Origin of the sequence: Burkholderia sp. AU45251 (assembly GCF_030482905.1) — a bacterium.
GTDB classification, from domain to species: domain Bacteria; phylum Pseudomonadota; class Gammaproteobacteria; order Burkholderiales; family Burkholderiaceae; genus Burkholderia; species Burkholderia aenigmatica.
In genome coordinates, this window is sequence record NZ_JAUJQH010000051.1 from 1 (window position 1) to 13,766 (window position 13,766).

Annotated in this window: 12 protein-coding genes; 7 read left to right on the forward strand and 5 right to left on the reverse strand. The window is 66.1% G+C overall.

The annotated features are described in order from the left end of the window. Positions 1-90: integrase core domain-containing protein (locus QZM67_RS39160; RefSeq protein WP_155625489.1), on the forward strand; the 90-nt coding region annotated here is incomplete at its 5' end. Between the two features lie 42 nt (positions 91-132). On the opposite strand, the gene dut is transcribed toward QZM67_RS39160, so the two are convergent. The 5 genes from dut to QZM67_RS39185 form a co-directional block, all read right to left on the reverse strand. Continuing rightward, on the reverse strand, positions 133-579 hold the full coding sequence (gene dut / locus QZM67_RS39165) for a dUTP diphosphatase (protein ID WP_089451154.1): 447 nt from the start codon (positions 577-579) through the stop codon (positions 133-135). Positions 580-634: 55 nt separating this feature from the next. Further along, the gene (gene coaBC / locus QZM67_RS39170; RefSeq protein WP_089451153.1) at positions 635-1,846 is read right to left on the reverse strand and encodes a bifunctional phosphopantothenoylcysteine decarboxylase/phosphopantothenate--cysteine ligase CoaBC; all 1,212 of its coding nucleotides are present in this window, start codon (positions 1,844-1,846) and stop codon (positions 635-637) included. A gap of 67 nt (positions 1,847-1,913) precedes the next feature. Then, a complete protein-coding gene (gene lspA / locus QZM67_RS39175) occupies positions 1,914-2,414 on the reverse strand; it encodes a signal peptidase II (RefSeq protein WP_175024836.1) in 501 nt (166 codons plus the stop codon). A 2-nt stretch (positions 2,415-2,416) separates the two neighbouring features. Beyond that, entirely contained in the window at positions 2,417-5,254 is a 2,838-nt protein-coding gene (ileS, locus tag QZM67_RS39180; protein ID WP_089451151.1) for an isoleucine--tRNA ligase, read from the reverse strand. 104 nt (positions 5,255-5,358) lie between these two features. Further along, entirely contained in the window at positions 5,359-6,351 is a 993-nt protein-coding gene (locus QZM67_RS39185) for a bifunctional riboflavin kinase/FAD synthetase (protein WP_301811715.1), read from the reverse strand. A 122-nt stretch (positions 6,352-6,473) separates the two neighbouring features. Between QZM67_RS39185 and purN the strand changes: the two genes are divergently transcribed. The 6 genes from purN to nadC all read left to right on the forward strand — a co-directional run bounded on the left by purN (position 6,474) and on the right by nadC (position 13,573). After that, on the forward strand, positions 6,474-7,136 hold the full coding sequence (purN, locus tag QZM67_RS39190) for a phosphoribosylglycinamide formyltransferase (protein ID WP_043189977.1): 663 nt from the start codon (positions 6,474-6,476) through the stop codon (positions 7,134-7,136). Continuing rightward, a complete protein-coding gene (locus QZM67_RS39195) occupies positions 7,133-8,398 on the forward strand; it encodes an RsmB/NOP family class I SAM-dependent RNA methyltransferase (protein ID WP_175024835.1) in 1,266 nt (421 codons plus the stop codon). The genes purN and QZM67_RS39195 overlap by 4 nt, the downstream gene beginning before the upstream one ends. An 18-nt stretch (positions 8,399-8,416) precedes the next feature. Further along, positions 8,417-9,790, forward strand: a complete 1,374-nt coding sequence (locus QZM67_RS39200) for a mechanosensitive ion channel family protein (protein WP_301811718.1) — start codon at positions 8,417-8,419, stop codon at positions 9,788-9,790. A 221-nt stretch (positions 9,791-10,011) separates the two neighbouring features. Beyond that, a complete protein-coding gene (locus tag QZM67_RS39205) occupies positions 10,012-11,205 on the forward strand; it encodes an acyl-CoA desaturase (protein WP_039368179.1) in 1,194 nt (397 codons plus the stop codon). A gap of 353 nt (positions 11,206-11,558) precedes the next feature. Then, positions 11,559-12,695, forward strand: a complete 1,137-nt coding sequence (gene nadA, locus QZM67_RS39210; RefSeq protein WP_301811722.1) for a quinolinate synthase NadA — start codon at positions 11,559-11,561, stop codon at positions 12,693-12,695. After that, complete coding sequence (gene nadC, locus QZM67_RS39215) at positions 12,692-13,573, forward strand: carboxylating nicotinate-nucleotide diphosphorylase (RefSeq protein ID WP_175024832.1); 882 nt, start codon at positions 12,692-12,694, stop codon at positions 13,571-13,573. Before nadA ends, nadC begins: the two co-directional genes overlap by 4 nt. The last annotated feature ends 193 nt before the right edge of the window (positions 13,574-13,766 follow it).

The following is a 13,766-nucleotide window of genomic DNA, read 5'->3' on the forward strand; positions in this document are numbered from 1 at the left end:
GTCGAACAGTCGGTACGCATCTACAACCACGAGCGGCCACATGCCGCCCTGAAATACAAAACGCCCGATGCGGTGCATCGGGCGTTCTAGCGTCTGGATACTGTCAACCTATTCCAGGACTTGACACGTCGTTCAGTGACGGCCGGTGCTGCCGAAGCCGCCCTCGCCACGATCGCTTTCGGCGAAGTCGTCGACGATGTTGAACTGCGCCTGCACGACCGGCACGATCACGAGCTGCGCGAGGCGTTCGAACGGGTTCAGCACGAACTCGGTCTGGCCGCGGTTCCACGTCGAGATCATCAGCTGGCCCTGGTAGTCGGAATCGATCAGGCCGACGAGGTTGCCGAGCACGATGCCGTGCTTGTGGCCGAGGCCCGAGCGCGGCAGGATCAGCGCCGCATAGCCTGGATCGGCGAGATGGATCGCGAGGCCGGTCGGCACGAGCGCCGTTTCGCCCGGCTTCAGCGTCAGCGGTGCGTCGAGGCACGCACGCAGGTCGAGGCCCGCGCTGCCGGTGGTCGCGTAGGCGGGCAGGTAGTCGCGCATGCGCGCGTCGAGAATCTTCAGGTCGAGTTTCATGCGGTCGTCGGGTGGGTCGGGAAGGGCGCGGCAGCGACGGCCGCCGCGCGGGAGATCAGATCAGGCGGTTGTCGGGCAGGCGCTTCGCGATTTCCGCGACGAGCGTGTGCGCGAGTTCGTCCTTCGGTGCGCGCGGCAGGCGCGTGAGGCCGGCGGCCTCGAACAGCACGACTTCGTTGTCGTCGCGGCCGAACGTCAGCGGGCCGAGGTTGCCGACGAGCAGCGGCACGTTCTTGCGCTTGCGCTTCTCGTCGCCGTGCACGTCGAGGTCGCCGCTTTCCGCTGCGAACCCGACGCAGAACGGCGGATCGGGCAGCGCCGCGACCGACGCGAGGATGTCGGGGTTCTCGACGAACGCGAGCGCGGGCACCTTGTGGTCGGCCGTCTTCTTCATCTTGTGCTCGGCCGGCTGCGCAACGCGCCAGTCGGCGACCGCGGCCACCGCGATGAAGATGTCGGCATCGGCGACGGCATGCATGACCGCGTCGTACATCTGCTGGGCCGTCTGCACGTCCTGGCGGTAGACGCCCCACGGCGTGTCGAGCGCCACCGGCCCCGCGACGAGATGCACGTCGGCGCCAGCCTGCTGCGCGGCGCGCGCGAGCGCGAAGCCCATCTTGCCGCTCGAGCGGTTCGTGAGGCCGCGCACCGGGTCGAGCGGCTCGAACGTCGGGCCGGCCGTGATCAGCACGCGCCGGTGTGCGAGCACCTTCGGCGCGAAGTGCGCGACGATCGCTTCATAGATCGCCTCGGGCTCGAGCATACGGCCGTCACCGACTTCGCCGCACGCCTGCGCACCCGAATCCGGGCCGAGCACCGACACGCCATCCGCGCGCAGTTGCGCGGCGTTGCGCTGCGTGGCCGGGTTCTGCCACATCTGGCGGTTCATTGCGGGGACAACGAGCAACGGACAGTCGCGCGCGACGCACAGCGTGGACAGCAGATCGTCCGCGAACCCGTGCGCGAGCTTCGCGAGGAAATCCGTCGACGCGGGTGCGATCACGATCGCGTCGGCTTCGCGCGACAGGTCGATGTGCGCCATGTTGTTGTCGATGCGCGCGTCCCACTGGCTCGTGTAGACGGGCCGGCCCGACAGCGCCTGCATCGTGACGGGCGTGATGAACTGGGTCGCGGCTTCGGTCATCGCGACCTGGACGGTCGCGCCGGCCTTCGTGAGCAGCCGGGTGAGCTCGGCGATCTTGTAGCAGGCGATGCCGCCCGTCAGGCCGAGAACAAGGTGTTTTCCAGCGAGTTCTGCGTGTGCCAACTCAGGCCTCCAAGGGTCGAACGGAACGGCCGGCGCGAAGCCGGCCGTCGACGCCGAGTATGCGCGCTTAGCGTGAGCCGCGCACGCGACGCAGTTCGTCGTAGATCAGCAGCACCGCGCCGATCGTAATCGCGGAATCGGCGAGGTTGAACGCCGGGAAGTGCCAGGCGCCGAGATGGAAATCGAGGAAGTCGATCACGTGGCCGTAGACGAGCCGGTCGATCACGTTGCCGAGTGCGCCGCCGAGGATCAGGGCGAGCGACAGGCTGAACATCCGCTGCTGGCCGTGACGCTTCAACAGGAAGCAGATCACGAGCGTCGCGGCGATGCCGAGCGCGGTGAACGCCCAGCGCTGCCAGCCGCCCGCGGTCGACAGGAAGCCGAACGCGGCGCCGCGGTTGTACACCAGCACGAGGTTGAAGAACGACGTCAGTTCGTGCTGCGCGCCGTACGCGAACGTTTTCAGGATCGAGATCTTCGACAGCTGGTCGAACAGGATCACGATCAGCGAAATGCCGAGCCAGGGCGCAAGCGCGCCGCTGGCCGGTTTCGACAGGGTTTTCGCCATAGTTAAGCAGCGCTCCGGATTTCGCCGTTTTCAAACAGGTTGGAGAAGCAACGGCCGCACAGTGTCGGATGATCGGCGTGCGCGCCGACATCTTCGCGGTAGTGCCAGCAGCGCTCGCACTTCTGGTACTTCGACGCGGCCACGTCGACGCTTTCCTGCGCTTCGTCGTCGACCTTGACGACCGTCGCAGCCGACGTGATCAGCACGAACTTGAGATCGTCGCCGAGGCTCGTGAGCGCGTCGTAGCGTGCGCCGCTCGCGTGCACCGCAACTTCGGCCTGCAGCGACGAACCGATGCGGTTCGCGGTGCGCGCTTCCTCGAGCGCCTTCGTCACGTTGCCGCGCACATCGCGCAGCAGCGCCCACTTCTCGATCAGCGCGGCGGAGCCGGCGACTTCCGGATACGCGTAATAGGTTTCCGTGAAGATCGTGTCGCTGGCCGGCTGGAACACCTTCCACGCTTCTTCCGCCGTGAACGACAGGAACGGTGCAAGCACGCGCAGCAGGCCGTGCGTCAGGTGGTACAGCGCCGTCTGCGCGGAGCGGCGGGCGCGCGAATCGGCCGCGCTCGTGTACAGGCGGTCCTTCAGCACGTCGAGGTAGAAGCCGCCGAGATCTTCCGAGCAGTACGTCTGCAGCTTCGCGACGACCGGGTGGAATTCGTACTTCTCGTAGTGGCCGAGCAGCTCCGTCTGCAGTTGCTGCGAGAACGCGACCGCATAGCGGTCGATTTCCAGCCATTCCTCGACCGGTACCGCGTGCTGTGCGAAGTCGAAGTCCGACAGGTTCGCGAGCAGGAAGCGCAGCGTGTTGCGGATGCGGCGATAGCCTTCGGTCACGCGCTTCAGGATTTCCTCGGAGATCGCGAGTTCGCCCGAATAGTCGGTCGACGCGATCCACAGGCGGATGATTTCCGCACCGAGGCGGTTCGCGACTTCATGCGGGTCGATGCCGTTGCCGAGCGACTTGCTCATCTTGCGGCCTTCGCCGTCGACCGTGAAGCCGTGCGTGAGCAGGCCCTTGTACGGCGCACGGCCGTCGATCATCGACGCCGTGAGCAGCGACGAGTGGAACCAGCCGCGGTGCTGGTCCGAGCCTTCGAGGTAGAGATCGGCCGGGAACTGCAGCTGATCCTTGTGCGAGCCGCGCAGCACGTGCCAGTGCGTCGTGCCCGAGTCGAACCACACGTCGAGCGTGTCGCGGTTCTTTTCGTACAGGTTCGCGTCGTCGCCGATCAGCTCGCGCGGGTCGAGCGTCTGCCACGCCTCGATGCCCGACTGCTCGACTCGCTTCGCGACTTCCTCGAGCAGCTCGAGCGTGCGCGGGTGCAGCTCGCCGGTTTCCTTGTGCACGAAAAACGCCATCGGCACGCCCCATTGGCGCTGGCGCGACAGCGTCCAGTCGGGACGGTTCGCGATCATGCTGAACAGACGCTGCTTGCCCCACGACGGGTAGAACGCGGTCGCGTCGACGCCTTCGAGCGCCGTTTCGCGCAGCGTCTTGCCGCCGTCGCGCGGCGTCACGTCCATGCCGGCGAACCACTGCGACGTCGCGCGGTAGATGATCGGCGTCTTGTGGCGCCAGCAGTGCATGTAGCTGTGCGTGTACTTCTCGCTGCGCAGCAGCGAGCCGGCCGCATTCAACGCCTCGATGATCTTCGGGTTCGCGTCCCAGATCGACAGGCCGCCGAACAGCGGCAGCGATTCGATATAGCGGCCGTCGCCCATCACCGGGTTGATGAAGTCCGCATCGGTCATCCCGTGCGCCTTGCAGGACACGAAGTCCTCGATGCCGTACGCGGGCGACGAGTGCACGACGCCGGTACCCGTGTCGGTCGTCACGTAGTCGCCGAGGTAGGCGGGCGAGGTGCGCTTGTAGCCGGGGTGGGCCGACGCGAGCGGGTGGTGGAAGCGCAGGTTCGCGAGCTTCACGCCCGGCGTCGTCGCGATGACGCGGCCGGTCAGCTTGAAGTCGGTCATGCATGCTTCGACGCGCTCTTCCGCGATGATCAGCAGCCCGCGCTCGGTGTCGACCAGCGCGTAGACGATTTCCGGATGGAGGTTCAGCGCCTGGTTCGCCGGGATCGTCCACGGCGTGGTGGTCCAGATCACGATGCCGCCTTCGGCGCGCGGCAGGGCCGGCAGGCCGAACGCCTGAGCGGTCTTTTCCGGTTCCGCGAACGCGAACATCACGTCGATCGTCGGATCGGTGCGGTCCTTGTACTCGACTTCCGCTTCGGCAAGCGCCGAGCCGCAGTCGAAGCACCAGTTCACCGGCTTCAGCCCGCGATACACATAACCCTTCTCGATGATCTTGCCGAGCGCGCGGATCTCTTCCGCCTCGTTGAGGAAGTTCATCGTCTTGTACGGATTGGCCCAGTCGCCGAGCACGCCCAGGCGCTTGAAGCCGACCTTCTGCTTTTCGATCTGCTCGGTCGCGTACGCGCGCGCCTTGCTCATCACTTCGGCCGCCGGCAGCGACTTGCCGAACTGCTTCTCGATCTGGATCTCGATCGGCATCCCGTGGCAGTCCCAGCCCGGCACGTACGGCGCATCGAAGCCGGCCATGTTGCGCGACTTGACGACGATGTCCTTCAGGATCTTGTTGACGGCGTGACCGAGGTGGATATCGCCGTTCGCATACGGCGGGCCGTCGTGCAGGATGAACTTCGGTCGGCCGGCGCTGGCCGCGCGGATCTTCTCGTATAGGCCGCGCTCTTCCCATTCCTTGACCCACTGCGGCTCGCGCTTGGGCAGGTCGCCGCGCATCGGGAACGGCGTGTCGAGCAGGTTGACCGGATACTTGGCCTGCGGTTTCGAATCGGCTTTCTTGTTGCTCATGATGGGATCGCTATCTAAATCTCGGGGGACGCGCGAGCGTCGTGAATCGGGAGTGCGCGCGAGTGAGCGGCGCGAGGGTGCGGCGCGGGGCGCCGCCGTCCGGATCAGCTAATTCGGTCGGTGGCCGACGTCGAGAAGCCCGTGGCGCGGCTGCCCGGCGCACGGTCGCGCTCGATGAAGTACGCGCGCGCATTCGCGACGTCCAGCGCAATCGCGCGCGACAGCGCCTCGAGATCGTCGAATTTCGCCTCGTCGCGCAGCTTCTTCAGGAATTCGACGCGGATGAGCTTGCCGTACGCATCGCCGTGCCAGTCGAGCAGGTGGACTTCGAGCAGCACGCGGCCCGAATCGTCGACGGTCGGGCGCAGGCCGAGGCTCGCGACGCCTGGCAGCGGGGCCGGGCCGAGGCCGTGCACCTGCACGACGAAGATACCCGCGAGCGCCGGCCGCTTGTGGGCGATCGGTATGTTCAGCGTCGGGAAGCCGAGGTCGCGGCCGAGCTTCAGCCCGTGCGCGACGTGGCCGCTGATCGCATAGCCGTGGCCGAGCGCTTGCGCGGCCGCGTCGAGATCGCCGGCCGCGAGCGCGGCGCGCACGCCCGAACTCGAGATGCGCGTGCCGTCGCTGCCGGCCACCGTACCCATTTGCTCGACCTCGAAACCGTACTGCGCGCCGGCTGCCTTCAGCGTGTCGAAGGTGCCCGCGCGTTTCGCACCGTAGCAGAAATCGTCGCCGACCATCATCCAGTGCGTGTGCAGCCCGTTCACCAGCGTGCGTTCGACGAACGTTTGCGGCGACTGGCTCGCGAACGTGTGATTGAAGTGCTCGACGACCACGCGGTCGACGCCGTGATCGCGCAGCGCCTCGAGCTTGTCGCGCAGCATCGCGATACGCGGCGGCGCGCCGGCCGGGTTGAAGAATTCGCGCGGGTGCGGCTCGAACGTCATCACGCACACGGGCAGGCCGCGCGCGTCCGCTGCCGCGCGCACGCGCGCGAGCAGGGCCTGGTGGCCGCGATGGACACCGTCGAAGTTGCCGATCGTCAGCGCGCACGGGGCGCGGCTCTCGGCGTTGGGCAGGCCGCGGAAGACTTTCACGATAGCGGATGCAGCGTCGGGGAATGGGCGGTGGGATGCCGCAAAGCAGAAGATTATAAACGTTCGGGCGGGCCGGCGGCCGAGAAGGGGGGAAACGCGGGGGCGAATGGTAAAATTCGCGAATGAAAAAACTCGTGATCCTGATTTCCGGTCGCGGCAGCAACATGGAGGCCATCGTCCGCGCGTGCGCGCAGGAACGCTGGCCGGCCGAGGTTGCCGCCGTGATCGCCAACCGGCCCGACGCGGCCGGCCTGGCATTTGCCGCGTCGCACGGGGTGGCGACGGCGGTGGTCGACCACCGGTCGTTCGATGGCCGCGACAGCTTCGACGCGGCGCTGGCCGCCGAGATCGACCGATTCGCGCCCGATCTCGTGGTCCTCGCCGGCTTCATGCGCATCCTCACGCCCGCATTCGTCAGACGATACGAGGGCCGGCTGCTGAACATCCATCCGTCGCTGCTGCCGAGCTTCAAGGGCATCCACACGCACCAGCAGGCGCTCGACGCGGGTGTCGCGCTGCACGGCGCGAGCGTGCATTTCGTGATTCCCGAGCTCGACAGCGGCGCGATCGTCGCGCAGGGCGCGGTGCCCGTGCGCGCGGGCGACGACGCGGCCGCGCTCGCGCAGCGCGTGCTGACGGTCGAGCATGTGCTGTATCCGCGCGCGGTGCGCTGGTTCGTCGAGGGGCGTCTGCGCCTCGAGAACGGCCGTGCAGTGGTGGCGCCGGAAGAGGCGCGCTGGATTTTCGCGGATCAACCGCATACCGAAACGAGTGAGGGCGTATGAAGCTGCACGGATTCCTGATTGGCCAGACCGAAACTTTGCTGGCCGAGGTGCTGAAGTTTGCCGGCCCCGCCGACGCGACGACGAGCCGGTTCTTCCGCGCGCACCCGAAGCTCGGGCATGCCGAGCGCGGCGTGATCGCCGAAGCAGTGTTCGCGGTGCTGCGCCGGAAGATGGAGTTTTCGCATCTCGCCGAGAGCGGCACGGGTACGCCCGCGCGGCGCCTCACGCTGCTCGGCCTGATGCAGACGGTCGGCCGCAATGCGCTGAGGCCGTTCCTGTCCGACACCGAGTCCGCATGGCTCGAGCACGTGTCGAAGATCGATCCGGCGAGCCTGCCGGTGCGCATTCGCTCGAACCTGCCCGACTGGATCCACCAGGCACTGTCGGCCCGTTTCGATGGCGAGGAGCTTGCACAGCTCGCCGCCGCGCTGAACTACCCGGCGCCGCTCGACCTGCGTGCCAACGCGCAGAAGGCCAGCCGTGATCAGGTAATCGACGGGTTGCGCGCGGAAGGCATCGATGCGGGCGCGACGCCGTTTTCACCGTTCGGCGTGCGCGTGGTCGGCAAGCCGGCGCTGACGCGCCTGAGGCTGTTCGAGGAAGGCGCGATCGAGGTGCAGGACGAAGGCAGCCAGTTGCTGTGCTCGCTGGTCGCGCCGCGCCGCGGCGAGATGGTCGTCGATTTCTGCGCGGGCGCGGGCGGCAAGACGCTCGCGCTGGGCGCGATGATGCGCTCGACCGGGCGTCTCTATGCGTTCGACGTGTCGGAAAAGCGCCTGGCGAAGCTGAAGCCGCGCCTCGCGCGCAGCGGGCTGTCGAACGTGAACCCCGTGCTGATCGACAGTGAGCACGACGCGAAGATCAAGCGGCTCGCCGGCAAGATCGACCGCGTGCTGGTCGATGCACCGTGCAGCGGCCTCGGCACGCTGCGCCGCAACCCGGACCTGAAGTGGCGCCAGACGCGCTCGGCGATCGACGAGCTGACGCCGAAGCAGGCGTCGATCCTCGCGAGCGCCGCGCGTCTCGTGAAGAAGGGCGGCCGGCTCGTCTACGCGACCTGCAGCGTGCTCGACGCCGAGAACGAACGCATCGTCGAACAGTTCCTGGCCGATCATCCCGATTTCGTGCTGGTGCCGGCGCAGCAGGTGCTGGCCGACCAGCGCATCGAGCTGGAGACGGGCGACTACCTGTCGCTGTGGCCGCATCGTCACGCGACCGACGGCTTCTTCGCCGCGGTGCTCGAACGGCGCGCCGCGCAGTAACGACTGCCCGGACGGACGATGGAAAATCTGCAGAGCCGCCTGCTGTCGCACCGGCTGGCGTCGGTCATTCGTGACTTCCACCAGCCGGTGATGATCTGGCAAGCGGCGATTCTCGTCGGCGCGCTGTGCTTCGCATGGGTGACCGCGCGCTTCGTGCACGGCCGCATCGATGCGCGTCGCCGCGCGGCTGGCCGCGCGCCCGGCGCGGGCGCGCATAGCCTGAAGCGCGCGTTGTTCCCGCTGTTCGGCAGCGTGTTCGTCGGCGCCGCGCAGCTCGCGTTCGACCCGTTCATGTCGACGTCGCTGCTGTCGCTCGCGCTCGTGCCGCTGTTCGGCATCGGGTCGATCTACGTGCTGTTCTTCTTCGCGCGGCGCGTGTTCGCGCGCGACGGCCACACGCATGCGTGGCTGTCGATCGTCGAGAAGATCGTGTCGACCGTCGTGTGGGCCGCGATGGTGCTGACCGTGCTCGGCATCCAGCGCGACGTGCTTGGCTGGCTCGACAGCGTGCAGTTCCGTGTCGCCAATGCGCATCTCACGCTGCTGTCGGTGATCTCGGGCGCGCTGTGGGTCTGCGTGACGCTGATGGTCGCGATGTGGCTCGGTTCGGTGCTCGAGGATCGCCTCACGCGCGCGAGCACGCTCGATGCGAACCTGAAGGTCGTGCTGTCGCGGGTCGGCCGCGCGCTGCTCGTGTTCGCGGCGATCCTGATCGGGCTGTCGCTGGTCGGCATCGACGTGACGGTGCTCGGCGTGTTCGGCGGCGCGGTGGGTGTCGGCCTCGGCTTCGGGCTGCAGAAGATCGCCAGCAACTACGTGTCGGGCTTCATCATCCTGCTCGACCGCTCGCTGCGGCTCGGCGACGCGATCAGCGTCGGCGGGCTGCAGGGCATCGTCACGCAGATCCGCACGCGCTATACGGTCGTGCGCGGCCTCGACGGCAACGAGACGCTGATCCCGAACGAGAAGCTGATCACCGACGTCGTGCAGAACCAGTCGTCGTACCTGACGCGCGGCTACGCGAAGGTCGCGGTGCAGGTCGCGTACACGAGCGACGTCGAGCATGCGCTCACGCTGCTCGCCGATGCTGCGAAGGGCGTGCCGCGCGTGCTGGCGGAGCCCGCTCCGACCCCGTATCTGGTGAGTTTCGGGGCGGACGGGATCGACCTGGAGCTCGGTTTCTGGATCGAAGATTCGGCGAAAGGCACGTCCGGTGTGCGTTCGAGCGTGAACCGCAACATCTGGCGCCTGTTCAGCGAGCACGGGATTTCGATTCCGTTCCCGCAGCGCGAAGTGCGTGTCGTCGGGTTGCCTGACGGTTTTCCTGCCGCGGCCGGGCTCGATCCGGCGGCCGGCAACGGCGCGGTGGACGGGCGCGCACCGGCTGCGTAGCGCACGCTGGCGGTCAATCGTATCGACCCTGCGGTCGGAACCAGATCGCGGGCCTTTCCAAGTCCGCCCATGGACTGCGCTTGTTGCGTCAGGGCAAGAAAATGTTCATTTTTTACAAAGACTTGGAACGGTTGAAGTAAAATTCTGGTCTACACGCGGTATGCTTTCATTTTTCTGACGCTTGGCGCGGGCCGGCGTCGCTCTCATCACAGGTAACTGCCTTGTTGAATTCCCTGCTCGATTTTCTTTCCCACGGGCTCCTGCATTTTTCGTGGTGGCAGGTCGCGCTGTTCGCGCTCGCCGTCACGCACGTCACGATCATCGGCGTGACGGTCTACCTGCACCGTTGCCAGGCGCACCGCGCGCTTGAGCTGCATCCGATCGCGAGCCACTTCTTCCGCCTCTGGCTGTGGATGACGACCGGCATGCTGACCGGCCAGTGGGCCGCGATTCACCGCAAGCACCATGCGAAGTGCGAGACCGAGGAAGATCCGCACAGCCCGCAGACGCGCGGCATCTGGAAGGTGTTCCTTGAAGGCGCCGAGCTGTATCGCGCGGAAGCGAAGAATGAAGAGACGATGCGCAAGTTCGGCCACGGCACGCCGAACGACTGGGTCGAGCGCAATGTCTATTCGAAGTACCCGATTCTCGGCATCAGCCTGATGATGGTGATCGACGTCGCGCTGTTCGGCGTGATCGGCCTGACCGTGTGGGCCGTGCAGATGGTCTGGATTCCGTTCTGGGCGGCTGGCGTCGTCAACGGCTTCGGTCACTTCTGGGGTTATCGCAACTTCAACTCGGCCGACGCGAGCACGAACCTGTTCCCGTGGGGCATCGTGATCGGCGGCGAAGAACTGCACAACAACCACCACACGTTCGCGACGTCGGCGAAGCTGTCGAACAAGTGGTACGAGTTCGACATCGGCTGGATGTACATCCGCATCATGTCGGCGTTCGGTCTCGCGAAGGTGAAGAAGGTTGCGCCGACGCCGCGCCTGAACAAGCCGAAGACGGTGCTCGACCAGGAAACGCTGCAGGCCGTGCTGTCGAACCGCTACGAAGTGATGGCGCGCTACGGCAAGGCCGTGAAGCGTGCGTACCGTCAGGAGCTCGCGCACCTGAAGGAAATCGGCGGCGAGAAGTACCAGATGATGCGCGGCGCGCGCAAGTGGTTCCACAAGGATGCCGACGGCCTCGACGAGCCGCAGAAGAAGCTGCTGCCGGAAATCTTCGCGAACAGCCAGAAGCTGCAAACGTACTTCCAGCTGCGCCAGGATCTCGCCGCGATCTGGGATCGCTCGACCGCATCGCGCGAACAGCTGCTCGCGCAATTGCAGGATTGGTGCCATCGCGCAGAACAAAGCGGCATCAAGGCGCTGCAGGAATTCGCGACGCGCCTGCGCCGCTACGCCTGATTCGAAATCGATTAGAATCTAAGGACGTCAAAAACCCCGCGTTGGCGGGGTTTTTTATTTGGTCCGCCGGTTTTTGAACGGTGATCGGCAGGGCCGGATTCGTATGAGGCTTGGGGCAGCGTGGAAGCGTTGTTCCGGGGCGAACGCAGGGGATGGGATCGGAGTAAGTGTTGAAGCGCTAATTCCGATCGACCGCGAAGCATGGGGTGGAAGTAAGTGCTGAAGCACTAACTCCCACCGACCGCGAAGCATGGGGTGGAAGTAAGTGCTAAAGCACTAACTCCCACCGACCGCGAAGCATGGGGTGGAAGTAAGTGCTAAAGCACTAACTCCCACCGACAGGAGATATGGAGATGCAGTCGACGATCAAACCCGTCGAATACGATCGGCCCGTTGCAGCCGGGACCGTGTGCGGCGTGGGACAGGCGTGGGCCAAAGTGCCCGACGCACCGTCCGCCGAAGAGCGGGTCGCGCTGAAGGAGCGCATCAAGGCATTGCTCGTGCGTGAAAGGGCCGTGCTGGTCGCGCATTACTACGTCGATGCCGAGTTGCAGGAACTCGCCGACGAAACCGGCGGTTGCGTCGCCGATTCACTCGAAATGGCCCGCTTCGGCCGCGATCACGACGCGCAGACGCTGGTCGTCGCCGGCGTGCGCTTCATGGGCGAAACCGCGAAGATCCTGAGCCCGAACAAGCGGATCCTGATGCCCGACCTCGACGCGACCTGCTCGCTCGATCTCGGCTGCCCGGTCGACGAATTCTCGGCATTCTGCGACGCGCATCCCGACCGCACCGTCGTCGTCTACGCGAATACCAGTGCGGCCGTGAAGGCGCGCGCGGACTGGATGGTCACGTCGTCGATCGGCCTCGAGATCGTGGCCGACCTGCACACACGCGGCGAGAAGATCATCTGGGCGCCGGATCGCCATCTCGGCAGCTACATCCAGAAGAAAACCGGCGCGGACATGCTGCTGTGGCAAGGCTCGTGCCTCGTTCACGACGAGTTCAAGGGTATCGAACTCGACCTGCTGCGCGCCGAGTATCCGGACGCGAAGGTACTCGTCCACCCCGAATCGCCGGAAAACGTCGTCGCGCAGGCCGATGTGGTCGGGTCGACCACGCAACTGATCGACGCGGCCGTCAAGCTCGACGCGACACACTTCATCGTCGCGACCGATCTCGGCATCCTGCACAAGATGCAGCTGGCCGCGCCCGGCAAGACCTTCATCGCGGCGCCGACGGCCGGTAATAGCGCAACTTGCAAGAGCTGCGCGCACTGCCCGTGGATGGCGATGAACGGCCTCGCGAACCTCGCCGACGTGCTCGAACGCGGCCACAACGAGATCTTCGTCGATCCCGCGATCGGTGAGCGCGCACGCCTGCCGATCGACCGGATGCTCGACTTCGCAGCGGCGCACAAGAAGCGCGTGCAGGCGAGCGGCGATCTGCAGCACGACCAGCAACTGTTTGCGAACGTGGGGGCTGCATGAGTCAGGCTGTATCCCCGCTGTTCGACATCGTCCGCGAGCAATACGGCGCGGCATTCGACGATGCGATTGCGCGCAACGTGACCGATGCGATCGCGGAAGACGTCGGTACCGGCGACCAGACCGGGCGGCTCGTGCCGGCCGGCGGGCGTCGCCGTGCACGCATCATCGTGCGCGAGGAAGCCGTGCTGTGCGGTGTGCCGTGGTTTGAGGCCGTGATCGCGCGGATCGATCCGTCGATCACCGTGCAATGGCGCTATCGCGAAGGTGACCGCATGACGCCCGATTCGACCGTCTGCGAACTCGACGGGCCGGCGCGCGCGCTGCTGACGGCCGAGCGCAACGGGCTGAATTTCCTGCAGTTGCTGTCGGGCGTCGCGACCGCGACGCGCCGCTACGTCGATCGCGTCGAAGGCACGCGCACGAAGATCCTCGATACGCGCAAGACGCTGCCGGGCCTGCGGCTCGCGCAGAAGTATGCGGTACGCGTCGGCGGTGGCGAGAACCAGCGTCTCGCGCTGTACGACGGCATCCTGATCAAGGAGAACCACATTGCGGCGGCAGGTGGTGTCGGCGAAGCGCTCGATGCGGCGTTCGCGCTGGAGTCGGGCGTGCCCGTGCAGGTCGAAGTCGAGACGCTCGCGCAGCTCGACACGGCGCTCGCGCATCGCGCGCAGTCGGTGCTGCTCGACAACTTCACGCTCGACATGATGCGCGAAGCGGTGCGCGTGGCGAACGGCAAGGCCGTGCTCGAAGTGTCCGGCGGCGTCAATTTCGACACAGTGCGCGCGTTCGCGGAAACGGGCGTCGATCGCATCTCGATCGGCGCGCTGACGAAGGACGTGCGCGCGACCGACTATTCGATGCGGATCGTCGACTGACCGAACCTCGTCCAGTCAGACAAAAAAGCCGTTGGCGCGCAAACGCCAACGGCTTTTTTCTTGTGCGTGACCCGTCCTGAAATAGGTTGACACTTTTTCGCCGAAGCGAAGAGGTGCCAAGTGCAACAAGGGATCAAACGAACGCAGCGGGACTACAGCCTGGCTTTTAAGCTGTCGGTGGTGGCGCAGGTCG

What these genes read in the sequence shown, in the direction of transcription:
- dut (WP_089451154.1), bottom strand. Translation starts at nt 579, where the DNA reads ATGAAACTCGACCTGAAGATTCTCGACGCGCGCATGCGCGACTACCTG.
- lspA (WP_175024836.1), bottom strand. Translation starts at nt 2,414, where the DNA reads ATGGCGAAAACCCTGTCGAAACCGGCCAGCGGCGCGCTTGCGCCCTGG.
- ileS (WP_089451151.1), bottom strand. Translation starts at nt 5,254, where the DNA reads ATGAGCAACAAGAAAGCCGATTCGAAACCGCAGGCCAAGTATCCGGTC.
- purN (WP_043189977.1), top strand. Translation starts at nt 6,474, where the DNA reads ATGAAAAAACTCGTGATCCTGATTTCCGGTCGCGGCAGCAACATGGAG.
- QZM67_RS39195 (WP_175024835.1), top strand. Translation starts at nt 7,133, where the DNA reads ATGAAGCTGCACGGATTCCTGATTGGCCAGACCGAAACTTTGCTGGCC.
- QZM67_RS39200 (WP_301811718.1), top strand. Translation starts at nt 8,417, where the DNA reads ATGGAAAATCTGCAGAGCCGCCTGCTGTCGCACCGGCTGGCGTCGGTC.
- nadA (WP_301811722.1), top strand. Translation starts at nt 11,559, where the DNA reads ATGCAGTCGACGATCAAACCCGTCGAATACGATCGGCCCGTTGCAGCC.
- nadC (WP_175024832.1), top strand. Translation starts at nt 12,692, where the DNA reads ATGAGTCAGGCTGTATCCCCGCTGTTCGACATCGTCCGCGAGCAATAC.